Source organism: Corynebacterium uropygiale (assembly GCF_021568315.1).
Lineage (GTDB): Bacteria > Actinomycetota > Actinomycetes > Mycobacteriales > Mycobacteriaceae > Corynebacterium > Corynebacterium uropygiale.
In genome coordinates this window covers 113,922-140,628 of sequence record NZ_JAKGSI010000002.1, presented here as the reverse complement: position 1 = coordinate 140,628, position 26,707 = coordinate 113,922, and the positions used below count along the sequence as shown (strand labels likewise).

The 26,707-nt window shown below is 67.1% G+C and carries 21 protein-coding genes; 7 read left to right on the top strand and 14 right to left on the bottom strand.

What is annotated here, in order from left to right:
* Window positions 1-7 precede the first annotated feature (7 nt).
* Window positions 8-2,311: a Tex family protein gene (locus L1O03_RS04125; RefSeq protein WP_236118175.1), complete on the bottom strand. Its 2,304-nt coding sequence runs from the start codon at window positions 2,309-2,311 to the stop codon at window positions 8-10.
* A gap of 125 nt (window positions 2,312-2,436) precedes the next feature.
* On the opposite strand from L1O03_RS04125, the gene L1O03_RS04120 reads away from it, so the two are divergent.
* Window positions 2,437-2,793, top strand: a complete 357-nt coding sequence (locus tag L1O03_RS04120) for a GntR family transcriptional regulator (protein ID WP_236118174.1) — start codon at window positions 2,437-2,439, stop codon at window positions 2,791-2,793.
* Between the two features lie 3 nt (window positions 2,794-2,796).
* Window positions 2,797-3,762, top strand: a complete 966-nt coding sequence (locus L1O03_RS04115; RefSeq protein ID WP_236118173.1) for a hypothetical protein — start codon at window positions 2,797-2,799, stop codon at window positions 3,760-3,762.
* Here the strand turns inward: L1O03_RS04115 and trmD are convergent.
* Together trmD and rimM are read right to left on the bottom strand one after the other, a co-directional pair.
* Entirely contained in the window at window positions 3,759-4,631 is an 873-nt protein-coding gene (gene trmD / locus L1O03_RS04110; RefSeq protein ID WP_236118504.1) for a tRNA (guanosine(37)-N1)-methyltransferase TrmD, read from the bottom strand. The genes L1O03_RS04115 and trmD overlap by 4 nt on opposite strands.
* 75 nt (window positions 4,632-4,706) lie before the next feature.
* Window positions 4,707-5,207 carry a ribosome maturation factor RimM gene (gene rimM / locus L1O03_RS04105; protein WP_236118172.1) on the bottom strand — a complete coding sequence of 167 codons (501 nt, stop codon included), beginning with the start codon at window positions 5,205-5,207 and terminating at the stop codon, window positions 4,707-4,709.
* Window positions 5,208-5,366: 159 nt separating this feature from the next.
* Between rimM and deoD the strand changes: the two genes are divergently transcribed.
* On the top strand, window positions 5,367-6,080 hold the full coding sequence (deoD, locus tag L1O03_RS04100) for a purine-nucleoside phosphorylase (protein ID WP_236118171.1): 714 nt from the start codon (window positions 5,367-5,369) through the stop codon (window positions 6,078-6,080).
* Window positions 6,077-7,474 carry an MFS transporter gene (locus L1O03_RS04095; protein WP_236118170.1) on the top strand — a complete coding sequence of 466 codons (1,398 nt, stop codon included), beginning with the start codon at window positions 6,077-6,079 and terminating at the stop codon, window positions 7,472-7,474. Before deoD ends, L1O03_RS04095 begins: the two co-directional genes overlap by 4 nt.
* Before the next feature lie 87 nt (window positions 7,475-7,561).
* Here the strand turns inward: L1O03_RS04095 and L1O03_RS04090 are convergent, their stop codons facing one another.
* The 3 genes from L1O03_RS04090 to L1O03_RS04080 are packed head-to-tail and all read right to left on the bottom strand — an operon-like array spanning window position 7,562 to window position 11,163.
* A complete protein-coding gene (locus L1O03_RS04090) occupies window positions 7,562-9,196 on the bottom strand; it encodes a phospho-sugar mutase (protein ID WP_236118169.1) in 1,635 nt (544 codons plus the stop codon).
* Window positions 9,193-9,837 (bottom strand): deoxyribose-phosphate aldolase, encoded by a 645-nt coding sequence (gene deoC / locus L1O03_RS04085; RefSeq protein ID WP_236118168.1) that lies wholly within the window; start codon window positions 9,835-9,837, stop codon window positions 9,193-9,195. Before deoC ends, L1O03_RS04090 begins: the two co-directional genes overlap by 4 nt.
* 42 nt (window positions 9,838-9,879) lie before the next feature.
* Window positions 9,880-11,163, bottom strand: coding sequence for a thymidine phosphorylase (locus L1O03_RS04080; RefSeq protein ID WP_236118167.1), 1,284 nt, complete (start codon window positions 11,161-11,163; stop codon window positions 9,880-9,882).
* A gap of 170 nt (window positions 11,164-11,333) precedes the next feature.
* On the opposite strand from L1O03_RS04080, the gene L1O03_RS04075 reads away from it, so the two are divergent.
* Together L1O03_RS04075 and L1O03_RS04070 are read left to right on the top strand one after the other, a co-directional pair.
* Window positions 11,334-11,750 carry a cytidine deaminase gene (locus L1O03_RS04075; protein WP_236118166.1) on the top strand — a complete coding sequence of 139 codons (417 nt, stop codon included), beginning with the start codon at window positions 11,334-11,336 and terminating at the stop codon, window positions 11,748-11,750.
* 5 nt (window positions 11,751-11,755) lie between these two features.
* Window positions 11,756-12,970, top strand: a complete 1,215-nt coding sequence (locus L1O03_RS04070) for a NupC/NupG family nucleoside CNT transporter (RefSeq protein WP_236118165.1) — start codon at window positions 11,756-11,758, stop codon at window positions 12,968-12,970.
* A gap of 72 nt (window positions 12,971-13,042) precedes the next feature.
* Here L1O03_RS04070 and L1O03_RS04065 read toward each other — a convergent pair whose 3' ends face one another.
* Together L1O03_RS04065 and rpsP are read right to left on the bottom strand one after the other, a co-directional pair.
* Window positions 13,043-13,999, bottom strand: a complete 957-nt coding sequence (locus tag L1O03_RS04065) for a sugar-binding transcriptional regulator (RefSeq protein WP_236118503.1) — start codon at window positions 13,997-13,999, stop codon at window positions 13,043-13,045.
* Between the two features lie 84 nt (window positions 14,000-14,083).
* A complete protein-coding gene (gene rpsP, locus L1O03_RS04060; RefSeq protein WP_236118164.1) occupies window positions 14,084-14,572 on the bottom strand; it encodes a 30S ribosomal protein S16 in 489 nt (162 codons plus the stop codon).
* Between the two features lie 237 nt (window positions 14,573-14,809).
* On the opposite strand from rpsP, the gene L1O03_RS04055 reads away from it, so the two are divergent.
* Complete coding sequence (locus L1O03_RS04055) at window positions 14,810-15,283, top strand: ankyrin repeat domain-containing protein (protein ID WP_236118163.1); 474 nt, start codon at window positions 14,810-14,812, stop codon at window positions 15,281-15,283.
* A gap of 115 nt (window positions 15,284-15,398) precedes the next feature.
* On the opposite strand, the gene ffh is transcribed toward L1O03_RS04055, so the two are convergent.
* The 6 genes from ffh to L1O03_RS04025 form a co-directional block, all read right to left on the bottom strand.
* A complete protein-coding gene (gene ffh, locus L1O03_RS04050; RefSeq protein ID WP_236118162.1) occupies window positions 15,399-17,003 on the bottom strand; it encodes a signal recognition particle protein in 1,605 nt (534 codons plus the stop codon).
* Between the two features lie 43 nt (window positions 17,004-17,046).
* A complete protein-coding gene (locus tag L1O03_RS04045) occupies window positions 17,047-19,182 on the bottom strand; it encodes a [protein-PII] uridylyltransferase (RefSeq protein WP_338026121.1) in 2,136 nt (711 codons plus the stop codon).
* Window positions 19,163-19,501 (bottom strand): P-II family nitrogen regulator, encoded by a 339-nt coding sequence (locus L1O03_RS04040; protein WP_236118161.1) that lies wholly within the window; start codon window positions 19,499-19,501, stop codon window positions 19,163-19,165. The genes L1O03_RS04045 and L1O03_RS04040 overlap by 20 nt, the downstream gene beginning before the upstream one ends.
* Window positions 19,502-19,574: 73 nt before the next feature.
* Window positions 19,575-20,903 carry an ammonium transporter gene (locus L1O03_RS04035; protein ID WP_236118160.1) on the bottom strand — a complete coding sequence of 443 codons (1,329 nt, stop codon included), beginning with the start codon at window positions 20,901-20,903 and terminating at the stop codon, window positions 19,575-19,577.
* Between the two features lie 485 nt (window positions 20,904-21,388).
* Entirely contained in the window at window positions 21,389-23,134 is a 1,746-nt protein-coding gene (gene ftsY, locus L1O03_RS04030) for a signal recognition particle-docking protein FtsY (protein WP_420830299.1), read from the bottom strand.
* Between the two features lie 23 nt (window positions 23,135-23,157).
* A complete protein-coding gene (locus L1O03_RS04025; RefSeq protein WP_236118158.1) occupies window positions 23,158-26,703 on the bottom strand; it encodes a hypothetical protein in 3,546 nt (1,181 codons plus the stop codon).
* Window positions 26,704-26,707 lie beyond the last annotated feature (4 nt).

Genomic DNA, 26,707 nt, shown 5'->3' with positions numbered 1-26,707 from the left:
TCCGCAGCTAGCGGCCAAATCCCGCCTTCTTCAGCGCCTCAGCCATCGAGCCCTGCGGTGCGGCTCCCCCGTCGCGCCTCCGCGAGGGGTGCCGACGCCGAGACGCCGCCTTCTTCCCCTGGTGATCTCCCTTCGCGCGGGCCCGGCGCGCCGGCTTCTTATCTCCGCCGGGCTCGTCATCGAGCCGCAGGCTCAGCCCGATCCGCTGCCGGTCCACATCCACGTCGATGACCTTCACCTTCACTACCTCGCCCGAGCGCACGACTTCGTGCGGGTCGCTGACAAAGGAGCGGGACATCGCTGAGACATGCACCAGGCCATCCTGATGCACCCCGATGTCCACGAACGCGCCAAAGGCCGCCACGTTGGTGACCGTCCCCTCGAGGATCATGCCCGGCTTCACGTCGGAGACCTTTTCGATTCCCTCGTGGAACTGGGCTGTGCGGAACTCGGGTCGCGGATCGCGGCCGGGCTTCTTCAGCTCCGCCAGGATGTCCGCCACCGTGAGCTCACCGTGCTCCTCATCGACGAAGGCCGCCGGGTTGAGGCGCGCGAGGACGGCGTCGTTCCCCATCAATTCCGGCACGCTCAATCCCGTCTCCGCGACGATGGCGCGCACAACGGAATAGGACTCCGGGTGAACGGCGGAGGCGTCAAGCGGCTCCTCTCCCCCGCGGATGCGAAGGAAGCCGGCGCACTGTTCGAAGGTCTTCGGTCCGAGGCGCGGCACCTTGCCGAGCTCCTTCCGGGAGGGAAAGGCGCCGTGCTCATCGCGGTAGCTCACGATGTTGGAGGCCACCGTCGGGTTGATCCCCGCCACCCGCGAAAGCAAGGAGGCGGAGGCGGAATTGAGGTCGACGCCCACCGCGTTCACCGCATCCTCAACGACGGCATCAAGGCTGCGCGCCAACGCCGTCTGGTTCACATCATGCTGGTACTGCCCCACGCCGATGGCCTTGGGCTCGATCTTCACGAGCTCCGCGAGCGGATCCTGGAGGCGGCGCGCGATGGACACCGCGCCGCGCAGAGAGACATCCATGTCGGGGAATTCCTGGGCGGCCACGGCCGACGCGGAGTAGACGGACGCCCCGGCCTCGCTCACCACTACCGGGGTCGGCCGCGCACCTCCCGCCTGGGCGATGAGATCGGCGACCTCCTTGGCGAGGGAATCGGTCTCGCGGCTGGCCGTGCCGTTTCCGATCGCGATGAGCTCGACGCCGTGGGTCGCGCACAGCGTCGCGAGGGTGTGAACGGCCTCTGTCCACTGCTTGCGCGGCTGGTGCGGGTAGACAATGACGGTGTCGCAGACCTTGCCGGTGGGGTCCACCACGGCCACCTTCACCCCGTTGCGATAGCCCGGGTCCAAGCCCAGGGTGGCGCGCTGCCCAGCCGGGGCGGCGAGGAGAAGATCCTTAAGGTTATCGCGGAAGACCCGGATGGCCTCCTCTTCCGCGCGTTCGCGGAGGCGGGAACGGACGTCGAGGCCCGAGGAGACCTCGAGCTTCGTCCGCCAGCCAAAGCGCACTGCCTCGGCAAGGAACTCCGAGGTGGCGGTATCCAGCTCCGCGTGGCGGGCAATCATGCCCTCATAGGGCTCCGCCTCCCCGGCATCGAGGTGAAGGCTCAGCACACCCTCCTTCTCACCACGCAGGAGCGCGAGGATCCGGTGCGAGGGCAGCGAGCGGAAGTCCTCCGCGAAGTCGAAATAATCGCGGTACTTGGCCCCCTCCTGTTCCTTGCCCTCGACGACCCTGGCGCGCATCCGCCCCGTCGCATACATGCACTCGCGTACCTCGCCGACGAGGTCCGCGTCGGTGGCGAAGCGGTCGATGAGGATCGCCCGGGCGCCCGCCAGCACCGCCGCCGTGTCCTCATAGCCTGAGGTGATATAGGAGCGCGCCTCCTCCTCCGGGGAGCGCTCCGGGTGAGCGACCAGCACATCAACGAGCGGATCGATCCCCGCCTCCCGCGCCTTATCCGCCTTGGTCTTTCGGCGCTTCTTGAAGGGCAGGTAGAGGTCTTCGAGCCGCGCCTTGGAGTCACATTCGCGGATGAGGGCCTCCAGCTCCGGCGTGAGTTTATCCTGCTCGCCGATAGCGTCAAGGATGCTTTCCTTCCGCTCCTCCAGCTCCGCGAGGTAGGTGGAACGCTCCTCGATGTGGCGCAGCTGCGTGTCGTCGAGCCCACCCGTCATCTCCTTGCGATAGCGGGCGATGAAGGGCACCGTGTTCCCCTCGGAGAGGAGGGTGAGCGCGGCGGCGACGTGGTGCTCATCGACATCGAGTTCCGTGGCAATCGTTCTCGCGATCATTCCGTGTAGTTTAGCGGGGGCGCGGGAGGGCGGGGCCCTCGGCCTCGGGGGGTGATCCTCGCGGACGCCCCGCGGGGAATTACTATTTAGAGTGGTTCAACTCCCCCTTTCCTGGAAGGTGCCTCATGCTGCTCTCTATCAACCCGAGTTCCTCGACGCCCATCTATGAGCAGCTCATCGCCGCTGTCCACCGGGAAATCGCGGAGGGCTCGCTCAGCGCCGGGGACAAGCTGCCCTCCGCCTCGGATCTCGCGGCTGGACTGTCGCTCAACCGCAACACAGTGCTCCGCGCCTATCGTGAGCTCGCGCAGGCGGGCGTCATCGAGCTCCGCCGGGGGCGCGGGGCGACAGTCCTCATCTCCGCGAGCCCGGAGCGTACCGCCGTCGACAAGGTCCTCGACGAGCTCGCGAGCCTCGCCCGCGACCAAGGCCTCCGCCTCTCCGACCTCGTCGCGGGGCTGGGTGTCCGCGGAGTGCGCTAGCCCATGAGCATCCGACGCTGGGTCGCTTTCGCGCTCGTCCTCCTGCCGATGAGCATGAGCATCGGGCTGAGCCTCGCGCTCGGCCCGCGGCTTCCCTCCCCCATGAGCACCACGGTAGGCTTCGACGGCCACCTCGGCGGGCTCGCGCTCCCCTCCGTGTTCCTCCTCTTCGCCTGCATCAACTTGCTGGCGCTCACCGCCTTCTTCTTCGGGGCCCTTCTCAGCCAGGCGCCGCGGACGGCCCTCGCGATGTATGCCGCGGTGGCGCTCTTCTTCGCCGTGTTCTCCCTCGGAATCGTGATTCTCAACGCTGTCGGCGTCGGCTCCCCACCGGCGCCAGGAGAGGAGCGCCTGGGCATCGTTGTCCTTTTCGCGAGCATTCTCCTTGCCGTCCTCGGCGCTCTGGCCGTCGCGATCCTCGCCGGCGAGGGGGCCGAGGACACCGCCCCCGCGCGCAGCCTCAGCCTTGATCCCGGAGAGAGCGCCGTGTGGTGCGACTCAGTGACGCTTCCGGCGGGACTCTGGATTGCCATCAGCATCGTCCAGATCGCCTATGTGTGTTACCTGCTTGTCCCTCCCGCCGCCGGAGCGATGGGACGTGCGGCCGCCCCCGATCACTGGGTGGGGCTCGGCATTCTTCTCCTCGCCATGAATGCGATGCTCGTCCAGCTCAGCCGACTCACCATCATGGCCACCCACCGCGGGGTGAGGATCGCTCTCGGCCCCTGGCGCTGGCCCCGCTGGACTCTGCCCGCAGAGAGCATTCGCTCCGCTCGCCCCTGCGTGGTCACGCCTCTCGCCTGGGCGGGGTGGGGAGTCCGGCTAGGCCCCCGCGGCCTGGGACTCATCATGCGCCGCGGCCCCGGGATCCGCATTTCACGGGACCACCGCCTTCCCCTCGTTGTGAGCTCGACGGATGCCACGCGCGGGGCGGCCTTCATCAACGCGGTGGCCAGCGACGCGGGTTAGGCCCCCGCATCCTCCTCGGGCGACACCCCGCGGTCCAGGCATGCGCGATCCCGCTGGCTGAGTTCCACCTGGTCAAGCAGCTCTGGCCGTCGCTCCTGGGTGCGCAGCAAGGCCTGGTCCCGGCGCCAGCGATCAATCTTCGCGTGATTCCCGGAGAAGAGGATCGGCGGGACCTCCAGGCCACGCCAGGAGCGCGGCTTCGTATAGCAGGGCCCCTCCAGCAACCCGTCGGAAAAGCTGTCCTCCTCATGGCTGAGGTGATTGCCCAGAACACCAGGGATGAGCCGCACAATCGCTTCCGCCATGACGAGCACCGCGACCTCCCCACCAATGAGGACATAGTCTCCCAGAGAGACCTCACGGACGCGATAAGTCCGGGCGGCATCCTCCAGCACGCGCTGGTCAATCCCCTCGTAGCGGCCGCAGGCGAAGACGATGTGCTCCTCCCTCGACCACGCCTGGGCATCCGCCTGGGTGAAGGGGGCGCCGGCGGGTGTTGGGACGATGAGAAGAGGGCGGGAGGTGTCGTCCTCGCTCGCGGTATAGGGTTCCGGGGTCGAACCGGAGAGGTCATCGTGGAGCTCACGCTGACGGTGCGGCACCGAACTGAGCAGATCCTCCGCGGCGGCCGCCGGGCCGGTGCCCGCCGCGACGTCGTCGAGGGCCTCGCCCCACACCGGGGCCTTCATGACCATGCCGGGGCCGCCGCCACACGGTGGGCTATCCACGGACTGGTGGACCCCCGGCGCCCACTGGCGCAGGTCATGGACGCCGACGCTCAGCATCCCGCGCTCGATCGCCCGGCCAAGCAGCGCGTGGCGAAGGGGCTCCACGTAGTCGGGAAAGATCGTGAGAACGTCGATGCGCATGGGGGCTTCCTCCAGGTTGTGTCGTCGAATCATCGCGCGGGCGCGCACCCACCTGCCGCGGGGGCACGGCGCGGGCTACAGGTCCAGCAGCCCCTCGGGCGGGGTGATGAGGATGTGTCCTTTCTCCAGGTCCACCTCCGGGACGATCGCGTGGACAAAGGGGATGAGGCAGTCCTTGCCCGAGTCCATGCGCACCTCGAGGAGGGTGTTGCTCGGCAGATGCGACACACCCGTGACCGCGCCGATGGCCGTGCCCTCGTGGAGCACGCTCAGCCCCTCGAGCTCGTGATCGTAGAAGCCATCGTCATCCTCGTCCTCGCGCGGGGCAGCCATGAAGCGGGTTCCGCGCAGCGTATCGGCCTGCGTGCGATCGGCGATCTCCTCGAAGCGGATGAGCAGCCTGCCCTGGTGAGGGCGCACCGCCGCGATCGTCAGTCGATGCTCCGCGTTCTTCTGCACTCCACGAAGAACCTCACCGACGGCAAAACGTTCCGCCGGCTCGTCCGTCGTCGGTTCCACGACGATCTCGCCGCGCACTCCGTGCGACTTCACCACACGGCCAATCATGAGCTCCATGGCTACGTAATGTAGCAGCTGGGGTGGGGTGTGGTGGCCCTCTCCCCCGCATGGGGAACATTTGTCAGTGGGGATATTGACGGGTGTTCTCGACGCTCGTAGCCTGTGACTTAAGCACGCTATTCGCCCGAGCACTATCCCCCTCACGAAGGAGAGGTCATGCCATCTACCCCACACATCAATCCCCATGGCGCCCCCATCGCCGAGACCGTCCTGGTCCCCGGTGATCCTCTCCGGGCCAAGTTCATCGCGGAGACCTACCTGGAAGAGACCGTGCAGTTCAACAAGGTGCGCAACATGCTCGGCTACACCGGCCTCTACCAGGGGCAGGAGGTGTCCGTCATGGGCTCCGGCATGGGCATCCCCTCGGTCTCCCTCGTCACGCATGAGCTCATCCACATCTTCGGCGCGCGACGGATCATCCGCGTGGGCTCCTGCGGCTCCTTCCAGCCGGACCTCGCCCCCTATGAGATCATCGTCGCGCAGGGGGCGTGCACCGACTCGCGCTTCGTCGAGCACTTCAACACCCCTGGGACGTACGCGCCCATCTGCTCGTGGAAACTCCTCAAGGCCATCAGCGAGGAGGCGGATCGCCGGGGCGTGGACATCCACGTCGGCAACATCCTCTCCTCCGACGTGTTCTACAACCTCGACGACACCGTCAACGAACGCTGGGCGCGCATGGGCGTGCTGGGCGTCGAGATGGAGTCCGCGGGCATGTACGCGGTGGCGGCGGAGGCGGGGGCCGAGGCCCTCGGCGTGTTCACCGTCTCGGACAATCTCGTCACCGGCGAGCAGACCACCCCGGAGGAACGGGAAAAGGCCTTCACCACCATGATGGAACTCGCTCTCCCCCTGGCGGCGCTGTCATGACGAAGAAGATCCTCTCCCCCAAAGCCGCTGTCCCCATTCTCCTCATCACCTTCATCTTCAGCCTCATCATCGACAATGGCTTCAAGTTCATGGCCTTGGCGATCCAGGAGAATTTCCACCTCTCGGCCTCTTCCGCCTCGCTTCAGGCGACGCTCACGGGCATCATTATCGGCATCGGCGCCGTCGTCTACGCGGCGCTGGCCGATAGCTTCTCCATCCGTCGGCTTCTCATCGTGGGGCTTATCCTCACGGCGGTGGGCTCGATCATCGGCTTCGTCGGGCAGAGCAGCTGGTCCGTCGTTCTCACAGGCCGCATCATCCAGACGGCGGGCCTTGCCGCCGCGGAGACGCTCTACGTCATCTACGTGACCAAGCACCTGCCGGAGAAGGATCAGAAGACCTACCTGGGCTTTTCCACCTCGGCATTCCAACTCGCCATCCTCTTCGGAACGCTGTCGAGCGGCTTCATCGCCACCTACATCTCCTGGACGGCGATGTTCCTCCTCTCGTGCCTGGCGCTCGTGGCCATTCCCTTCGTGGCAAAGAAGGTCCCCGAGGAGGAATCCACCCGCAGCCATCTCGATATCCTCGGCCTCTTCTACATCACCGTGGTCTCGACGGCGGCCATGCTCTTCCTCAACACCCCGAACCTCCCGTGGCTGCTCCTCGCGGTGGTGGCCCTGGTGTTCTTCATCGTGCACGTGATCCGCAACCCCCGCGCCCTCGTACGCCCGGAGTTCTTTAAAAACTGGCGCTACGTCTTTGCGCTCATCACGGTGGCGATCATCTACTCCACCCAGATGGGCATCACCACCCTCGTCGTCCCCTATGCCGTCCACCATCTGCACGGCATGAACCTCGACGTCGCGAGCCTCCTCATGGCGCCGGGCTACGCCACCGGCGCGCTGCTCGGCGCCCTGTCTGGGCGGGTGGCGCGCGTCCTCAATTCCCGGCAGACGATGTACCTGGCGCTTAGCATGATCGTCCTCGCGATGGTGCTGATCGCCGCCCTCATCGACGGCCCCCTGTGGGTCATCGTCCTCGCGATTGTGCTCTTCTCTGGTGGTTTCGCGACGATGTACGCCCCGCTCGTGAACTCCGCGCTGAGCACGATCCCGGCGGCGAAGTCGGGCATCGCCATCGGCTTCTACAACCTCACGATCAACATAGCGATCCCCGCGGGCATCGGCTACACCGCCAAGCTCATCGACCTCTCCCCGAACTTCCTCGGCTTCCTCAGCTCCGCCCACGGCGCTGAGGCGGAGGCTCAGGCCACGGTGTGCTGGATCCTCGTCATCATCGGCGTGGTTGGCGCTCTGGTCTACGTCATTTCCGACGCCATCCTCGCCCGATCGGAGCGGGCGCACGCGGCCCAGCCTGCGCCCACTGAGTGACGCGCTCCGCTCACACCTCCTAGCGCGGGCAGGAGGTAGCACGAAGGTCCGCCCCCTTCACGGGGGGCGGGCCTTCCTTTTCCTCTCTTAGTTCACTCCGAGCGCCCGAGCGAGGTCGCGTTCCACCGCGTCCATGCGGGCGGTGGCCTCCTCGCGATCAGGGGCAACGGTCTCGAGGTAGCACTTGAGCTTTGGCTCCGTACCGGAGGGACGAATGACCACGCGGTCTCCGCTCTCCATGTCCAGCACCATGCCCGGGGTGCCGGGAAGTCCCCGGTAGCCGGTGGAGAGGTCCGTCGTCGCCGTCACCCGGCTGCCGCCGAGGGACTGCGGGGGATTGTCCATGACGGCCGCGAGGCTCTCGCGGATCTGGGCGGGGTCGCTGAACCGGAGGGTCAGCGGGCGGGTGAGGTAAACCCCGTATGCTGCATCGATCTCCTGGCCCAGCTGGGCGAGGTCCATGCGGGAGGCCAGGTCCGCGACGCGCAGGCAGGCGCTCACGCCGTCCTTATCGCGCACATAGCGCGGGTCGGTGCAGTAGCCCAGCGCCTCCTCGTATCCAAAGACGAGGCCCGGCGTCCGGCCGATCCACTTGAAGCCGGTGAGGGTCGGTTGGAAGGACAGGCCATGAGCCTCGGCGATGCGCTCGAGGATGCGCGAGCTCACGATGGAGCACGCCATGGTGTCCTGGTCCTTCTGTCCCTCGCTCTCCCAGCGGCGGGCGCAGTCCTCGCCGAGGAGTGCTCCCACACGGTCGCCACTTAGCTGCGTCCATGTCGAGCCCTCGCGGATCGCGACGCTGCACCGATCCGCATCCGGGTCGAGGGCGAGGATGAGGCCGGCGCCTTCGCGCTCGGCCGTCGCGATGGCGAGGTCGAGAGCACCCTTCTCCTCGGGGTTCGGGAAGGCGACGGTGGGAAAATCGGGGTCGGGATCGAATTGCTCCGCCACCCGGATGACCGTCTCAAAGCCGCAGCGGTGCAGCGCGGTCTCGAGCACCGCCCCACCCACGCCGTGCATCGCGGTGATGACGATGGGCAGGCTCCGCGTGCTGTGCGGAACGAGGGAGCAGACGCGCTCCAGGTAGGCCTCGAGTGCCTCGTCCCCCAGCTGGGTGATTCCCTCGGAGGACTGGGGAATCTGGTCGGCAGGCGGGGTGGCCGCGATGCAATCGGCGATCTCACGATCCGCCGGGGAGATGAGCTGCACACCTCGCTCGGCGTCCTCCGCGCAGATCCGGCCGCCCAGGTAGACCTTGTAGCCGTTATCCTGCGGCGGGTTGTGGCTCGCGGTCACCATGATGCCTGCATCGGCGTCGTAGTGGCGCACACTCGCGGAGGTCACCGGGGTGGGAAGTTGGGTCGGCAGGGCCAGAACCTTGCACCCCGCTGCGGCCAGCACGCCGCAGGTCGCGCGGTGGAATTGGGCGGAGCCATGACGGGCATCGCATCCCACCACGACGACGGGCTCCTCCACCTTCGAGGTGAGCCACGCCGCCAAGCCGGCCGTCGCTTTCATCACGGTCGCCTGATTCATGCAGGACTCACCGGCGGCGATCTTCCCGCGCAGCCCGGCCGTGCCGAAGGAGAGGGGCCCCGCGAAGCGGGTGGCCAGCTCTTCTTCGTCCTCGGCGTCGATGAGCGCGAGCAGCTCCTCCTTGGTGCTCGGATCGGGGTCGTGCTCCGCCCACTGGCGGGCACAGTCAAGGAGAGCGCTCATCATGCCCCCTCGACGATGGCCCGCGAGGAGGAGCACCCAAGCCGGGTGGCCCCCGCCTCGATGAGAGCGAGCGCGGTCTCCGTGTCCCGGATGCCGCCGGAGGCCTTGATCCCGAGCCGCCCGCCAACGGCCTCGTTCATGACGCTGATGGCGTGAACGCTCGCCCCACCCGCGGGGTGGAACCCGGTGGAGGTCTTCACGAAGTCGGCTCCGGCCTTCTCCGCCGCGAGGCAGCAGGCGGTGATCTCCTCATCGCTCAGCGCTGCGGTTTCCAGAATGACCTTGAGCACGGCGCCGGGGATGGCCTCGCGGACGGCGCGGATGTCAGCCTCAACCCCGTCGAAATCCCCGGTCTTCGCGAGGGCGAGGTTGATGACCATGTCCACTTCGTCGGCACCCTTGGCGACGGAATCCTTCGCCTCAGCTGCCTTGATCGCGCTGTGGTGGGCCCCGGAGGGGAAGCCGCACACGGTGGCGACCTTGACCGATTCGGGGGTCTCGACGGGAAGCTGGGAGGGAGACACGCACACGGAGTACGTCCCCAGATCCGCCGCCTCCTTCACGAGTGCTGCCACGTCCTCCGGTGTTGCCTCGGGCTTGAGGAGGGTGTGGTCAATGTACGCTGCGAGCTCTTCTCGCTGCATGGAGGTGTCCTTCCTATCGTCTCGTGAGTGCTGAGCGCTGCTCTACTGGATGATCTCGTGGATGAGGGTGCGCGGGGCCGGCTGGGTATCACCGATGCTCAGCCCGGGCTCGATGCTCTCGAGAGCACGCTCGAAACGCTCCGGGGTCTCGGTGTGCAGGGTGAGGAGCTTCTGCCCCTTCGTCACCTTCTCGCCATAGCCGGCGTGGATCTCGATGCCGGCGGTCGCCTGCACCGGGTCCTCCTTGCGGGCGCGGCCCGCGCCGAGGCGCCAGGAGCCCACGCCGAGCGCCAGCGCGTCGAGCTCCGTGACGTAGCCATCCTTGTCTGCCACGACATCGTGCGTGTGCGTCGCGACCGGCAGCGGCGCATCCGGGTCACCGCCCTGGGCCTTAATCATGCGGCGCCAGGAATCCATCGCGCGGCCGTCCTTCAGGGCCTCCTCGACGTCGGCATCGTGCACGCCAGCCAGGTCGAGCATGTTGCGCGCGAGTTCACAAGTGAGCTCGACGACGTCCGCCGGGCCGCCACCCTGGAGGACTTCCACAGACTCGCGGACCTCGAGGGCGTTGCCGATGGTCCGGCCCAGCGGGACATTCATGTCGGTGAGCAGTGCGCGGGTCTTGACACCGGCATCCGAGCCGAGGTCCACCATCGTGCGGGCCAGCTCCCGAGCATGATCGAGGTCTCGCATGAAGGCGCCGGTACCGACCTTGACGTCGAGGACGAGGGCCGCGGTGCCCTCAGCGATCTTCTTGCTCATGATGGAGCTGGCAATGAGCGGGATGCAGTCAACGGTGGCCGTGATGTCCCGCAGTGCGTAGATCTTCTTATCGGCCGGGGCAAGGCCCGAGCCAGCGGCGGCAACAACCGCGCCGGAGTCCTCGAGGATCTCCATCATGCGGGCGTTGCTCATGTTGGGATCCCAGCCCTTGATGGACTCCATCTTGTCGAGGGTTCCGCCTGTGTGGCCCAGTCCGCGGCCGGAGAGCTGCGGAACGGCGACGCCGAAGGCACTCACCAGCGGCCCCAGCGGGAGGGTGATCTTATCGCCGACACCACCCGTGGAGTGCTTATCCGTGGTGGGCTTGCTGAGGGAATCGAAGTTCATGGTCTCGCCGCTCGCGATCATGGCCTTTGTCCAATCAACGATCTCGCGGCGGTTCATGCCATTGAGGAACACGGCCATGTTGAGGGCAGCCATCTGCTCGTCACCCACGACGCCCCGGGTGTAGGCGTCGATGACCCACTGGATCTGCTCAGTGCTGAGCTCGGAACGGTCACGCTTGGTACGGATGACGTCGACAACGTCAAATGCTTCCGTCATTGTTCTGCTCCTTGAGAGAGGGGGTGGTGGCGCAGGTCGAAAATTGTGATCCAGATTTCTTGCGCCAATGCCTATGACCCGATTATCTTACTGGCTAGAACAATTGTCAATGGGCACTTTTGCGAATGTTCTCACAGTGCCCTCGGTGGTCTAGGAGAAAGGATCCCGGCATGACTTCTACAACGCTCATGAGCGATACCGCCCTGTTGGACGCCGCTCGAGAAGTCGCCCACCGTGCTTACGTCCCGTATTCCCACTTCCCAGTTGGTGCCGCCCTGATCGACGGCGAAGGGCACCTCGTCACCGGCTGCAACGTGGAGAACGCCGCCTATGGGGAGACCATTTGCGCCGAGCGTAACGCGATCACCACCATGGTTGCCCAATATGGTGCACAGCGCATCAGCGCCATCGCCGTCATCGGCCTCAAGGCCGCCCCCTGCTGGCCCTGCGGGGCCTGCCGCCAGGTACTCCGCGAGTTCCAGTGCGAACGGGTCATCGTCGAAGGCCCCGATGGAGAGCCCCTCAGCCTCCCCTTCGAGAAGATCCTGCCCTACTCTTTCGGTCCCGAAGCGCTGGATGAGGAGTAGCCACCATGGAACGCTTCCAAGGCCTCATCGGCATCGTCCTCATCCTCGCTATTCTCGTTCTCTTCTCCTCGCACCGCCGCCAAATTAAGTGGCGCACGATGGGCGCCGGCCTCCTCCTCCAGGTGGTCTTCGCGCTCATCGTCCTCAAGTGGGAGCCCGGCTTCCACGCCCTGCGCTGGACGGCCGACGTCGTTCAGAAGCTCATCGACTTCACCGGGAAGGGCACGTCCTTCGTCTTCGGCCCGCTCTTCGGTGACAACATCGGCTTCGTCTTCGCACTCAACGTCCTGCCGGTCATCATCTTCCTCGGCGCGATCATCGCCGCCCTCTACTACCTGCGCGTTCTCCAGTGGTTCGTGGAGATCGTCGGCACGGGCCTGGGCAAGATCCTGGGGACGTCCAAGGTGGAGTCCGTCTGGGCGGCCACCGTCATCTTCCTCGGGCAGTCCGAGGCGCCCCTCGTCATCCGCCCCTGGCTCTCCAAGCTCACGCGCTCTGAGCTCTTCACCTGTATGAGCGGCGGCTTCGCCTCGGTGGCGGGCTCCACCCTCATCGGCTACTCGCTCCTGGGTGCGCCTCTCCCCTACCTCCTCGCCGCCTCCATTATGAACGCCCCGGGCTCCTTGCTCGTGGCGAAGGCCCTGATGCCGGAGACTGAGGAATCCCGGGCATCCGCGAACGTTCGCAACGTCCGCGATGAGGAGAACAAGAACATCATCGACGCCCTCGGCGCCGGTGCCATGGCCGGTGGTCGGATCGCCGTCTCCGTCGCGTGCATGCTCATCGCGTTCATCGCTCTCATCGCGATGCTCTCGGCGATCCTCGGCGGGATCGGCCACCTCTTCGGCCAGGAGAACTGGTCCCTCGAAGGGCTCTTCGGCCTCATCTTCTCCCCGCTGGCCTGGGCCATCGGCGTCCCGTGGCACGAGTCCGGGCTGGTCGGCAGCTTCATTGGTCAAAAGACCATCCTCAACGAGTTCGTCGGCTACACCTCCTTCTCCGAGCACGTTGCTCAGCTCTCGCCCAAGGCCGTGATGATCTCCACCTTCGCGATGGCCGGCTTTGCCAACCTCTCCTCCATCGCCATCCAGATCGGTTCCTTCGGCGCGCTCTGCCCTGAACGCCGCGGCGAGGTCGCCCAGCTCGGCCTCCGCGCCCTCTTCGCAGGCTTCTGCACCAACATCCTCAACGCTGCGATCGTCGGGGTGGTTGCCCTCTAAGGCACGCCCCACTCCACGGCCCAGCACACACGACCGGCCCCGGTGACAACCATCCGGGGCCCGTCGTCGTCGTTAATGAACCTCCGGCTGTGCGAGGATCTCCTCCGCCGTATCGACGTCCGTCACCAGGTGGGAGGCCAAACCCATGCGGACGGCCGTGTCAATGGCAGCGGCCTTCCACCGGCCTCCGGCGACGAGGATCTTCACCGGGCGTTCTGCGAGGTCCTCCACCGAAATGCCCACAGTGCGGTCATTGATCTCCGGGATGGCGATCTCGCCGCGCTCATTGAAGAAGCGGGAGCACACGTCACCCACCGCCTCGGTAGCCAGGGCCTCGATCTCCTCATCACGGAGGTAGCCCAGGGTGAGCGGCAAGGAGTCCGGGTGCACGTGGCCGACGGTGAACACCGCGATGTCCGTATTCCGGCCACGCTCGAGGAGGCTCGCGATGTGGCGGTCGCTTTCCACGATGCGCTTCGTCTCCGCGTTATCGAAGATCACGGGCAGCGGGAGGGTACGCGCATCGGCGTCGAAAGCACGGCAGAAGAGGTTGATAGTCTCCATGTCGTTGGTGCTCTTGCGCGTGTAGCTCATACCCCCCTTGAGCTGCACAATCTCCACCCCATGGCGGGGGGAGTACTCCAGGGATTTGGCCAGCGCGTACATCGTGCGGCCCCAGGAGACGCCCACCTGGTCACCATCCTGCACCTCACGGGTGAGGATCTCCGCGCCAGCACGGCCGAGCTCGCGGAGGAGCTCCTCGAGGCGATCCCGAGGCGCCTCCACAACGCGGACCTCCCGCACCCCATAGGGCCGGTAGCGGTTCATGAGCCGCTCGGCGACCTCGCCGCTGCTCTCCCGGGGGTCATGCACCTCGATGACGACGAAGCCGCGCTCTTTCGCGTGTTTAAGGAGCTTCGACACGGTGGGCCGGGATACGCCGAGTTCCTTGGCAACCTCCGCCTGGCCCAAACCCGTAAGGTAATACAATTTGGCCGCACGAAGAGCCTGCTCATCCCGGTTTTCCATAGAACTCATGGTAGCAGTACGGACACGAAAAACCGCCATCGCCCCAGGTCAGGGGATGGCGGCACGTGCACGAAGCGGAGGGAATTACTCCTCGGACTCGGCCTCGGCGTCAGCCTCGCCAGCGGCGGCGGCAGCCTTCTCGGCTTCCAGCTTCTCCGCAGCTTCCTTGGCTTCCTTCTCCTCGCGAGCCTTGCGCTTCTTCTCGGTGATGGCCTCGGCGGTGGGGCCCTCGTTGGCCTCAGCCAGAGCCTTGTTGAAGAGGTCCAGCTTGGAAGGCTTCTCCTCGGCAACCTTGAGGGTGCCCTCGGCGCCCGGGAGGCCCTTGAACTTCTGCCAGTCGCCGGTCACCTTGAGCAGGGCGAGGACGGGCTCGGTGGGCTGGGCGCCCACACCCAGCCAGTACTGGGCACGCTCGGAGTCAATCTTGATGAGGGAGGGCTCCTGCTTCGGCTCGTAGATGCCGATGTTCTCGATCACCTTGCCGTCGCGGCGGGTGCGGGCATCAGCCACCACCACGCGGTAGTGCGGGGTACGGATCTTACCGAGACGCTGCAGCTTGATCTTGACAGCCATGGTTCCTCTTTCTGTGGTCACTGGGCAGTTCAGACGCTCCCCACAGGAGGCGGAGAGCCGGTTCAACCCTTGGATTTAGCCTGCGCGTGACCACCGGTCGGCCGTAGCCGATGACGGTGTAACGCAGGATGGTCATGTGCTCGGAAGCAACTTGAGGGATTATACCCTCCCGCGCGCATCCACACAATTGGTCCACGATGTATGCGCGGGCTTGACCCGCGTTGTAGATTAATCGCTGTGACATCTCCTGTTTTGCGGATCCCGCATACTCTGGTCAGATACACCGATGAATCCAGGATTGACACGCTCCTTCAGGCCTATGACCGTGAGGGACTCGACGCCCTCGTGACGCGTCTCGGCGTCAATGTTCGTGTCTCCGGCGGCAAAACAATTCTCATGCTGGCAGCTGAACGGGATCACCTGCTGGCCACCACGTCACTGCTGTGCCGCCACGCTGATGTTGCGGCCGTGGATGACAGCGGCAAGACCGCCCTACACTATGCGGCGATGTCCGGCGCGGATGGCGTCGCGGAGGTCCTCATCGACGCCGGCGCTCCCGTCGATATGCGTGACGCCGAGGGCCGCACTCCCCTGTGGTACGCCGCCGCCAGGAACTATCCCGATTCTGCCATCGTCGACGTCTTCCTCCGCGCCGGGGCCAATCCCCGGCTTCGGGACCACCACGGCGTCAACGCCAACGACATGCTCTAGCTCCCTGCAGCTTTCTTCAGCTTTTTGCAGATCCCCCACCAGCACGAATGCCCCGGCCAGCGCCGGGGCATTCTCTTTCCGCCGAGTCAGGCAAGCCGGGGGTGCTCGTCGTCCCTTACTTCTTCCCCTTGCCGAAGTCCAGGTTATTGAGGTCGATGTTCTCCAGGCCCTTCGGCATGCCGCCGGGCATCCCCATGCCTCCCATGCCGGGGAAGCCACCACCCTGGCCGCCTTCCATCTGCTGCTGAAGCTTCTGCAGCTCCGCCATGGAGGGCATCCCGGGCATGCCGCCGCCACCGCCGGTGCGCTTCGGCGGCTTGCGCTTGCCATTCTTGCCCTTGCGGCCCTTCGGTTTCTTCTTCGTGGCCTTGCGGCCGCCCATGCCGAACTGGCCGGCCATCTTGCCCATCATCTTCTTGGCTTGGAAGAAGCGCTCGACGAGCTGGTTGACCTCAGAGACCGACACGCCCGAACCATTCGCGATGCGCTTGCGGCGCGAGGCGTTGAGGATCTTCGGGTTAGCCCGCTCGGCGGGCGTCATGCCGCGGATGATCGCCTGGATGCGGTCGAGCTGCTTCTCGTCGACCATATCCGCCATCTGGTTCATCTGCTTGCCGCCGGGCAGCATCTTGAGAAGGTTGCCGATGGGCCCCATGCGGCGGATCATGAGCATCTGCTCGAGGAAGTCCTCCAGGGTCAGCTCGCCCGAGCCAATTTTCGACGCCGTCTCGGCGGCCTTCTCCGCGTCGAGGGTCTGTTCCGCCTGCTCGATGAGCGAGAGGATGTCACCCATGCCGAGGATGCGGCTGGCCATGCGCTCGGGGTGGAAGACGTCGAAGTCCTCGAGCTTCTCGCCCGTCGAGGCGTAGAGGATGGGCTTGCCGGTGACCTCGCGGATGGAGAGCGCCGCGCCGCCGCGGGCATCGCCGTCGAGCTTGGTGAGGACGACGCCGGTGAAGTCCACGCCATCGCGGAAGGCCTCGGCGGTCATCACGGCGTCCTGGCCGATCATGGAGTCGATGACGAAGAGGACTTCGTCCGGGTCGATGGCGTCGCGGATGTTGCGCGCCTGGGTCATGAGCGTCTCGTCGATGCCGAGGCGGCCGGCGGTGTCCACGATGACGACGTCGTGCTGCTGGCGTCGAGCCTCCTCGATGCCCGCGCGGGCGACCTCGACGGGATCGCCGTGGCTCGTGCCCATTTCGTGCTCGGAGGAGTCGGGGGCCGTCCCCGGATCGGGGGCGAAGGTCGGCACCCCGGCGCGCTCGCCGACGATCTGCAGCTGCTGGACCGCGCCCGGGCGCTGGAGGTCACAGGCCACGAGCATGGGCGTGTGCCCCTGCTTCGCGAGGTGGAGCGCGAGCTTACCGGCCAGGGTGGTCTTACCGGCACCCTGCAGACCGGCGAGCATGATGACTGTCGGGGGGCGCTTCGCGAGGTTCAGCCGCCGGGTCTCGCCTCCGAGGATCTGGATGAGCTCCTCGTTGACGATCTTGATGACCTGCTGGGCCGGGTTGAGGGCCTCGGACACCTCAACGCCGAGCGCACGCTTCTTGATCCGCTTGATGAATCCGCGGACCACGCTTAAGGAGACATCGGCCTCCAGCAGGGCGAGTCGGATTTCTCGGGCGGTGGCGTTGATGTCGGCTTCGGTGAGGCGCCCTTTGCTACGAAGGCCGCTCAGCGCACCGGACAACCGATCAGACAACGACTCAAACACGTTGCTGCTCTCCCTTACAGATAATTCGCTAGGTCACCTTATGCTAACTGTTACCCAAGGCGCGGGTCACGTCGCGTTCGATCTGGGCCCTCTGGCACGGTGGGGTGAGCGCCGCGCGGAGGATGAGCGTCTCCCCCACATTGTTGAGGTCAATCCACTCCGTTTCCGGCAGGACGCGGAGGATTTCGCCTACCACGCCCAAGTGATCCGGGGTGCGGATCTCCATGATGGACTCGTGCCAGAAGATCGCACAGGGGCGCGGTGGCACCTCGGGGAGCACCGTGTGCACGCCAGAGCGATAGGTCTGCACGAGGTCGGCTTCGTCGATGCGCTGGCTGCCCGTCGTGGGCCTCACGACGATCTCCGCCGCACAGCCCTCCTTCGTGCGGATGCAGCGCGTGGCCTCGATGTTCCATGCCTTCGCGGCGCAGAGGGCGAGGATCCGCACGATCTGGCGGAGGTGCTCGCCCCGCCAGTAGAGGACGGGGAATCCATCCTCCAGCTCCTCGTGGATGCCGAGCTCAGAGGGGGCATGCACCATCGGAGCCGAGGGGTGAACATAATGCAGCTGCTGCAGCTGGGCCAACCCGCGGCGCAGGAGCTCGTCCCGGCCGCGCTCGAGGCGGCGCGTCCACACCCCCGGCCCGGTCGCGCGGGCGTCGGCCTCCGTGAGCACCCCGAGGAGCTCGAGGGTGAGCTGATCGTGGTGGACGGCGTCGAGAAGGGTGTCGACGGTATCTGGATCCGAGGGATCCCGCGTGGCCACCAGCTTGGCGAGCGTCGTGTGCTCGGCGACAAGCGTCTGCACCCGGGAGCAATCCTGATAATGAAAGCCCAGCTTGGCGGCCATCTGTGCCACGAGCTCTGCCCCCACCTGCTCGTGCGGGCGGTTCTCCCCCTTCCCGACGTCGTGGAACAGAGCACCGAGGAGCAGGAGATCCGGGCGCGCGACGGTGACCGAGCGGCGCGCGCACTGCTCGACGGTGACGAGGAGGTGCTCGTCGATCGTGTGGATGTGGATGGGCTCGGCGGGGAGGATGCCCCGCACCCGGGACCACTCCGGCACGCAGCGCTCCCAGAGCCCGTGACGATCAAGGTCCTTCACCACTCGGCGCGAGTGCTCCGGGGAGGACAGGACAGCGAAAAAGTCCTGGGTATGGGCCTTGAGCCAAGGGTCGCGCAGGGGCGGAGTCTGCTCGAGGCGCCCCCACGTGGCGGGATCAATCTCCAGCCCATAGCGCACAGCCGAGGCCGCGACGCGCAGCGGCAGACCCGGGTCATCCAGGCGCGGGTTCCGCGCGAGGGTCACGTGCCCGTGGGCCTCGACGACGTCCAGTTCCAAAGGACGCCGCTGCTCGCTGAGTATCCGCCGCGCGACAGGGCGCCGGCGGTTGAGGAGCGCCCGCGCGGAGGCCAGCGTGGTGGTGAGCGCCTCGTCGACGTCGCGAGCGGCCGCCGCGAGCTGCCTCGCGAGGTCATAGCGCGAGCGATAGCCCAGCTCCGCCGCGATGTCCGCGCTGTACTCGGGTTCGAGGATGTCCCGGTTTCTCTTCACCTGCTCGTGAAGGAGTTCGCGGATCGCGAGGAGGAGTTCTCGCTGGGCGTGGAGATCGGGGGCGTCGGCCACCTGGGCGAGGGCGAGTGCCCGGATGACGTCGAGGTCACGGAGCCCGCCGCGGCCGTGCTTGAGGTCCGGCCGGGTCATGGTGACGACGGGCCCCGCGCGGCGCCAGCGCTTCGTCGCACTATCGACGACGGTGTCTAGGATGCGGGAGATCTGCTGGCGCCACGCCTTGAGGGCCATCTGGCGGGCGCGGGCGGACACCTCCTCCTCCCCGCAAATGTGGCGGAGATCGAGGAGCGCGAGGCCCGCCGCCGCGTCCTCGAGGACGATCTCGCCGCAGCCCTCGGGGGTGCGCACCGCGTAGTCGAATCTCTCGCCCGCGTCCCACAGGGGGTACCACAGGGCGGAGACCTCCTCCTCGGTGGGGACCTTCTTCCGAGGATGGAGGAGGATGAGGTCGATGTCGGAGTAGGCGGTGAGCTCCCGGCGTGCAAGCGAGCCGGTCGCCGCCACCGCACACCCCGGTGGAAGGGGCAGGCTGCGCAGCAGCTCCTCCTTCTCCTCGACCCGTCGGAGACGGCGCTCCGCGAGGTCTTTACAACGCGGCGTCGTCACGGTCTCCCGTGCGCACGCGCACGACCTGTTCGACCGGGCTGACCCACACCTTGCCGTCGCCGATCTTGCCGGTGCGGGCAGACTCGACGATGGCGTTGACGACGTCGTCGGTGTGGGCGTCGTCGACCACGACCTCAATCTTCAGCTTGGGGACGAAGTCGACGGCGTACTCGGCGCCGCGATAGACCTCAGAGTGGCCCTTCTGCTGGCCAAAGCCCTGGGTCTCGGTGACGGTCATCCCGTGGACACCGATGTCCTCGAGCGCGTCCTTGATATCCGTCAGGGTGAAAGGTTTCACGATGGCGGTGATGAGCTTCATGGGGTTCTCCTCACGTTAAGCGACAGTTTTGGGCGGGAACCACGGCGAAAATTTTAGCGCGTCCCGCCTGTCCTCATCGGATATCGGGTCCGACGGTGTCATAGGCCGTTTCGCTGTGCATCGTAATGTCAATGCCGCGGGCCTCGTCCTCGTCCTCGAGGCGCCAGCCGGCCGTCGCCTTGAGAATGACCGCGATGATCGCAGTCACGACGCCGGAGATGAGCATCGCCACGAGGGCGATGAGGATCTGGACGATGAAGAGCTTGAGCCCATCCATGCCACCTCCGGTGAACCAGCCACGGTCCGTCGCCAGGAGACCGACGCCCACCGTGCCCCACAAACCGGCGACGAGATGGACGCCGACGACGTCGAGGGAGTCATCAAACTTGAACCGGTACTTCAAGCCCACGCCGAGGCAGGCGAGAACACCGCCGATCACGCCGAGGAGAAGTGACGTCATCGGGGTGAGGTCCCCCGCCGCCGGCGTAATCGCGACGAGGCCGGCCACGACGCCCGAGGCCGCCCCGAGCGAGGTGGGATGCCCATCGCGCAGCTTCTCGACGAGCAGCCAGCCGAGCATCGCCGCCGCCGTTGCCGCCGTCGTGTTGATCCAGGCGAGCCCAGCCACACCATCCGCCGCGAACGCCGAACCAGCGTTGAAGCCGAACCAGCCGAACCACAGTAGGGCGGCGCCCAGCATGACGAGGGGCAGGTTGTGCGGGCGGTGGGAGTGGCGGAGGAAGGCCCGGCGCTGACCCACAATGAACGCGAGGACCAGGGCCGCCGTTCCCGCAGAGATGTGCACGACGGTCCCGCCGGCGAAGTCGATGGGAGCCACCGAGGCGACGGTCTCCCCCTCCTCCACCGTGGTTCCAAACAGGGCGGCAGACAGCCCGGACGCGCTGTGGCTGAGCAGCCCGCCGCCCCACACCATGTGTGCGAGGGGGAAGTAGGCGAAAGTGGCCCACAGCCCGCTAAATAGCAGCCAGGTTCCGAACTTCACGCGCTCGGCGAGGGCGCCGGAGATGAGCGCCGTCGAAATCACCGCGAAGGTGAGCTGGAAGCAGACGTCAATGACGTTCGGGTACCCGTTGGCCCCCGCAATGTAGGCGCCGGAGGCGTCAGTAATGGAGTTTTTCAGCCCGAGAAACTCGAATGGGGAGGCGACAAGCCCCAGGAAAGATTGCGACCCATAGGACATCGACCATCCCCACAGGACGTAAATGACGCTCACGACGCCGAGGGCGCCGAAGCTCATCATCATCATGTTGAGGACGGATTTCTGCCGCGACATCCCCCCATAAAAGAGCGAGAGGGCGGGCGTCATCAAAAGGACAAGGGCCGCCGAAATGAGCATCCACGAGCTATTCCCAGAGGCCTGTACCAGGTCGGTTTCTGTCATCGTGGTGAGGCCTTTCTCTTCAGGATCCCCTGCGGTGGATCCGCTGATGGTCGGTGGTGGTCCCCGGGGACGAGAGGTGACCTGGATTCTCGTCCCGAGGGACAGTTCCTAACTATAGACCGACAGGTTTCAAAGCACACCTCTGGCCACGGTGAACGTGCCCGCGCGGGCCGCTCCCCTTCCACGCGCCGGCATGACCGCGCCGCCTACGCACAGAGAAGTGCGGCTACACAGAGAGGAAGAGATTCGCGACGGAGCGCGCCGGGAACACCCCCACCCAGCGCGTCGGAAAGCCCCTGCCACCGGCCCCTCGGCGTAGGGGCCCAGTCCGGAGTCGCCCTGAGGCGCCTGCCAGCCGTGAGCAGAATCTCTCTGATCGGATCAGTCTCTGTGCAACCGCACTTGTTCTTGTCTGACCGGGCGTCAGACCATCTGGTTCCCATCCCCACTTTCGGGGGTAGTCTCCTGAGTTTTTTCTGAGGCTGCTAGCCCAGCAGCGCGTCCACGAAGCCCTCCACCTCGAAGGGAGCGAGGTCATCGGCGCCCTCGCCGAGGCCCACCAGCTTCACCGGCACGCCCAGCTCCTCCTGGACCTGGAAGACGATGCCGCCCTTAGCCGTACCGTCCAGCTTGGTGAGCACGACGCCGCTGATATCCACCACATCGCGGAAGATCCGCGCCTGCATGAGCCCGTTCTGGCCGACGGTCGCGTCGAGAACCAGAAGAACCTCATCAACCTGGGCTTTCTTCTCGACGACGCGCTTGACCTTGCCCAGCTGGTCCATGAGCCCCTTCGAGGTGTGCAGCCGGCCCGCGGTGTCCACCACCACGACGTCGGCGCGCTCCTCCACGCCCTTGGCCACGGCGTCGAAGGCGACCGAGGCGGGGTCCGCCCCCTCGGCGCCGCGGACGGTCGTCGCGCCGACGCGACGGCCCCAGGTCTCCAGCTGGTCGGCGGCAGCGGCGCGGAAGGTGTCCGCCGCTCCGAGTAGCACGCTGTGCCCCATGGACACGAGTACGCGGGCGAGCTTGCCCACCGTCGTGGTCTTTCCGGTGCCGTTCACGCCCACTACGAGGACCACCGCCGGCTTCCCCTCCGAGGGGACGGCGCGGATGGAGCGATCCATCTCCGGTTTGCAGGCCTCGATGAGGCAGGCGCGCAGCATGGCGCGGGCCTCGGCCTCACTGGACACGCCCTGCTCCGCGATGCGGGAGCGCAGGCTGCCCATGACCTTCTCGGTCGCCACCGCTCCGAGATCCGCCATGTACAGGGTGTCCTCGATGTCCTCCCAGGCGTCCTCGTCGAGGTCACCCGCGCTGAGAATGCCCAGAACACTCTTGCCGATCGCATTCTGCGAACGCGAGAGGCGCCCGCGCAGCCTGCCCAGGCGCCCGGCGGCAGGAGCGATGTCCTCCTGAGGCTGCGCCGGGGTCTCGACGACGTCCGCCTGCTCCTCCTCCGGTTCAGGCTCCGGGGCCGGGGTGCTCTCCTTCGCTGCCGCCGCGCTCTCTGCCGCAGCGACCGCCGCAGCAGCCGCCTCCTGGGCCTCGGCCTCGTCCTCGGCGGGCGTGGGCTCCGGCTCGGGCTCGGGCGCCGGCTCGTCGATGGCTTCCGGCTGCGGCTCGCGCTCCTCCTCGGGCTGCTCGCCCAAGGCGGCGGTCCCCTCCTCCGGGCTGCTGGCCGGCTGGTTCTCCGGCTTCTCCGCGGTGGAGGGCAGGTCCGAAGCGGGAGCCGGTTCCTCGGTGGGTTCCTCGATAGGCTCCGGCTCGTGTGCGACCGGCTTCGTTTCCTCGACGGGCTCGGCGGGCTGCTCCGGCTCGGCAGCCTCGGCGGGCTGCTCGGGTTCGGGCTCGGCCTGAGGCTCCGGTCGGACCTCAGGTTCAAGCTGAGGTTCCGGCTCAGGCGCCGGGGCGGGCTCCGGTGCCGGGGGCGTCACGGGCGTCGCCTGCGCCTCCTTCGGCGCCGGGGTCTCGGGGAGCTTCTGGTCGTCGCGAAGGACGGGCTCTTTCTTCTGCTGGGTTCCCGGCGCTGCCGGAGCGAACTGGAAGCCGCCGTGCGCCTGGTAGTTTCCGGACTTCTCCTGCTGCGTCAGCTGCTTGGGTGCCTCATCCGCGGGCTTCTCAAAGCTCACAAGCTTGGACTTGCGGCGATGATTTCCCCAGATAAGCAGCAGCGCCACCACCACGATGATGATGGCGACGACAACGATAATGAGCGTCGGGGTGTTGATCATGGCCCCCATGGTAGCGGCCGCTAGTTCACCCCGGGCTGCTGCATCGCGAGGACCATGGCCTCCGCGCTGACGATATCGCCGGTGACCACCTCGGGGACCACGTCGGCCAGTTGGGCCCAGCCGCGGGCTGCCTCGTCCATTGTCTTGGACTTGCCCATGAGCCCGTGGGCGCGCATCCGGGCGGAGAGCGCAAAGACCATGGACACCACCGGGGCGAGTGCCCACGCGTGCGTCGGATCCTCCGTGTTGACGCCGTCGAGCTTGTCGAATCGGACGCGGGCGGCGGCGTAGAGGTTGCGATTCGCCCCGCGCATCGTGCGCAGGAGCTTGACGGCAGGCTTGATGAGCCCCTCGGAGGTCATGAGAGTGCGCAGCTTCTCGCGCTGGCGGAAGGTCTCGAAGACGGCCATGAGGCGATTGCCGTCCTCCATGATGGCGCCGGGCACGACCTCGACGTTCGAGAAGAACATGCCCAGCAGCGCCTCCTGCTGGGAGGGATCCATGTCCGCGATGCGCACGGTGGACTGGTCGATGCACGCGCTGTCCAGGGTGGTGTCGCGCCCCGTCGTGAGGGTCTGCACGAGATTTTTCCCGCCGCACGTCGCGATGCGATCCAGCTGGGCCCTCACGTGCCGACGGCAGGCCGTCGCCGCCTCGGCGTCGCCGGAGGCTTGGGCCTCTTCCGCCTCGCGCCACAGGCGGGGCATGCGGGAGAGCTCCGCCAGGCAGTGCAGCCAGGCGGCCGAGTGGAAGGCCGGGTGGATGTCATCGTCGGGAAGCGATTCGGAGTCGAAGCTCACGCCCACGAGGCCAGAGTTGATGATCTGGCCGGGCTGGCGCTCGGCGGGGACGAGCGAACCAGACAGCGCACCGATCGCCGCGAAGGGGCGGGATTCCAGGGCCGCCTGGATCGCCGGCCGGGAGCTCGCCGAGGCCGCCCCGAGGTGATCCCAGAGGATCGGGAGGACCTCGTCGTTGTCCGGGGCGTCCTCCCGCTCGCCGGCGAGGAAGGCGGAGAGCTCACTCAGCGCCTCATCCTGATCGGTGTAGTAGCCGGGCTGCTCGGCGCGCAGGGCGCCGGGGCTCGGGGCCTGGGGGGACCACAGGTTCATGAACGGGTCGCGGGTGTGCAGCTGGATCCGCACCGGGCCGGCGTCCACGAGGGATTCCGGCAGCGGGGTCCGCTCCCCCTCGATGGTGATCGTCGTGGCCGGGGCCCATGGCGCGGTGTCCGGCCAGATCCAGGCGTCGAGGCGTCGCTCGGGGGCGAGGTCCTCGAGGACGAGGTGGCCGTCGTCGATCCGTGCCGCCGTGGCATGCGGCTGGGAGCTCATGCCCGCGAGGGAGACCGAAATGCGCCGGTCCGTGGCGGTGTCGGTCCACTCGCAGTCGAGGGTTCCGGAGGGCAGGAGGGCGGCGGAGGCCGCGAGCTGCGCCATGGGCGCGACCCAGGTGATGCCGCCGTCATCGGTGCTCATGGAGACCGTCCGCAGCGGGGAGCCATGGTGGTTGCGGATCATGATGCGCGGTGTCTCCATCCGGCCGGTGCCGCGGACGCGCACGTGACCCTCCGGGTCGAAGGAGCGGGATTGGCATTCGAGGCGGGTGGTGCGCCACATCGGCGGGTAGCTGAGCAGCGGGACCTCGTAGCGCAGTCGCGGCGGGGTGAAGCGGAGGGGAAGGCGATCACCCTCGTCGGTGGAGATGACGACGTCCGCGCCCGCGGAGGAGGCGTCGACGCGCACCGTGCGGGAAGGCTCCACCTCGAAGGGTTTCTCACCGTGGCGGATGCGGATCTTCGACTCGCTGAGCCCGCCGCCCGTGGGAATCCGCAGGCTGGAGGTGCCACCCCCGATCTCCACCGAGGTGCTCATGCCCTCAACGATGCCGTAGCGGTGGCGGAAGGACTCGTTGCGCGGGCCGCGCAGGCGGATGAGGTACTCCCCCACCCAGGGGGCGTCGTAGGCCTCGGGATCGAAGATGGGGAACTCCCCACCCTCGGCGGGGACTTCGAGGGGCTCGGGCTCCGCGATCTCCTCCCCCGCAACGCCGACACCCGCGTACGCGGAGATGGACAGGTACCAGATCTCCTCCGTACCGGAGAGCGTCGGCGGGAAGACCGCGACGACCGACTCGTCGTGGACGCGCAGGCCGCCGGCTGTCCGCACGAACTCGATGGGCTCAGCGGGGTGGACAAAGCGGACGCGCTGGCGAGGATCGATGCAGCGCAGCTGCTGCATCGCCGAGGGCGTATGCCCGGCGCGCAGCACCTGGATGCTCGCCGCGGTGGAGGCATCCACCAGGCGGCAGGCCCAGTGCTCCCAGCCGACGATCGGGAAGCGGTCGGTCTCCGGGAGGTCCTCGCCGGTGACGACGTCGACGAGGCGGGCGTCCTCCGGAGCCAGGACGTAGAGCTCCTGGTGGTGGAGGGAAGCCTTGGCGGAGAGGTTCTGGCCATTCGCCGCGAAGATGAGGACGGGGTCATCGGCGGCGAGGACGGGGACGGTCCAGGAGATGGTGTTCGTGGCGTCGAGGACGGAGACCTCGCGCACCGGGGAATCCAGCGTGATGTCGAGGGCCTCGGCATAGGTGGGCTCGCCCCAGGCCCGACCGGTGCGGAAGAGGCGCGTCGTGCCCTCAATGCTCACGCGCCAGGAGACCTCGGCGCGGCCTGACTCCTCCGGCGCCACCCGCTGCTCCGGGAGGCGGACGCAGACTTTGCGGCGCTCGGCGTCGAGAATGATGCGCGGGCGCAGCTCACGGAGGGCGACGCCGACCGCGCTCGCCCGGTCCTCGGTGCCGACGGGGCGCTCGCGCAGCTCCGCGACGACGGCCTCGCGGACAAGGCGGGGAAGCTGCGGCTCAAGGTGGGAGTGGTCACGATCGAGCCAGGAGCTGGGGTGTTCCACCGAGAACCGACGCACCGCCTGGATGCCGCCCATGAGGGAGCGAAGGAGGGAGTCCTCGGCGTCGAGGAGGCGGGTGAGGATGGGCAGGCGCTCCCCATCGAGGTGGGGGCGCACCGCCTCCATGATCTCCTCCGGGAGGGCCTGGACGTCGGGGTCGCAGGTATCGAGGGCCTCGAGCACGCCGGGGATCTCCGCCGCCGTCATCCCCGCGTGGAGAAGGGCGAGCTCCGCGCCGGAAAGCCCGGGCCCCTCGGGCACGTAGAGGCCGCTGCGGGCGAAGGCCTCGCGCGCGTGCCGCTCCATGGCCTCCTCCCACTCGGGCGAGGACTGCACGCCCAGGCCCACGAGGTACTCGCGCCAGAAGTCCTCCGGCTCCATGAGGCGGGCGGCCCGGGAGATCGCCGTGGTGACGACGAGGGCCGGGGTGACGTCGAGAAGGGCGTCGATATCCGCCCCCGCCGAGAGCTGCCGGGCAACAAAGGTCCCAAAGAGCCGATCGATCCGCTCCAGCTCATCCGCCCCGAGGTTCGTCTCCACGAACCACTGCAGGTCCGGATCTGCGCACTTCTGAGACAATTCGAGCTCGGTGTGGGATGCCCACCCGAGCAGGGAATCCGTGGGGTCCGCGAAGGGGGTCGCTGCAGCAGCAGAGCTCATAGGG

Excerpts from the sequence above, each read along its gene's own strand:
- L1O03_RS04125 (WP_236118175.1), bottom strand. The coding sequence starts at position 2,311 with ATGATCGCGAGAACGATTGCCACGGAACTCGATGTCGATGAGCACCAC.
- L1O03_RS04120 (WP_236118174.1), top strand. The coding sequence starts at position 2,437 with ATGCTGCTCTCTATCAACCCGAGTTCCTCGACGCCCATCTATGAGCAG.
- L1O03_RS04115 (WP_236118173.1), top strand. The coding sequence starts at position 2,797 with ATGAGCATCCGACGCTGGGTCGCTTTCGCGCTCGTCCTCCTGCCGATG.
- trmD (WP_236118504.1), bottom strand. The coding sequence starts at position 4,631 with ATGCGCATCGACGTTCTCACGATCTTTCCCGACTACGTGGAGCCCCTT.
- rimM (WP_236118172.1), bottom strand. The coding sequence starts at position 5,207 with ATGGAGCTCATGATTGGCCGTGTGGTGAAGTCGCACGGAGTGCGCGGC.
- deoD (WP_236118171.1), top strand. The coding sequence starts at position 5,367 with ATGCCATCTACCCCACACATCAATCCCCATGGCGCCCCCATCGCCGAG.
- L1O03_RS04095 (WP_236118170.1), top strand. The coding sequence starts at position 6,077 with ATGACGAAGAAGATCCTCTCCCCCAAAGCCGCTGTCCCCATTCTCCTC.
- L1O03_RS04090 (WP_236118169.1), bottom strand. The coding sequence starts at position 9,196 with ATGATGAGCGCTCTCCTTGACTGTGCCCGCCAGTGGGCGGAGCACGAC.
- deoC (WP_236118168.1), bottom strand. The coding sequence starts at position 9,837 with ATGCAGCGAGAAGAGCTCGCAGCGTACATTGACCACACCCTCCTCAAG.
- L1O03_RS04080 (WP_236118167.1), bottom strand. The coding sequence starts at position 11,163 with ATGACGGAAGCATTTGACGTTGTCGACGTCATCCGTACCAAGCGTGAC.
- L1O03_RS04075 (WP_236118166.1), top strand. The coding sequence starts at position 11,334 with ATGACTTCTACAACGCTCATGAGCGATACCGCCCTGTTGGACGCCGCT.
- L1O03_RS04070 (WP_236118165.1), top strand. The coding sequence starts at position 11,756 with ATGGAACGCTTCCAAGGCCTCATCGGCATCGTCCTCATCCTCGCTATT.
- L1O03_RS04065 (WP_236118503.1), bottom strand. The coding sequence starts at position 13,999 with ATGGAAAACCGGGATGAGCAGGCTCTTCGTGCGGCCAAATTGTATTAC.
- rpsP (WP_236118164.1), bottom strand. The coding sequence starts at position 14,572 with ATGGCTGTCAAGATCAAGCTGCAGCGTCTCGGTAAGATCCGTACCCCG.
- L1O03_RS04040 (WP_236118161.1), bottom strand. The coding sequence starts at position 19,501 with ATGAAGCTCATCACCGCCATCGTGAAACCTTTCACCCTGACGGATATC.
- L1O03_RS04035 (WP_236118160.1), bottom strand. The coding sequence starts at position 20,903 with ATGACAGAAACCGACCTGGTACAGGCCTCTGGGAATAGCTCGTGGATG.
- L1O03_RS04025 (WP_236118158.1), bottom strand. The coding sequence starts at position 26,703 with ATGAGCTCTGCTGCTGCAGCGACCCCCTTCGCGGACCCCACGGATTCC.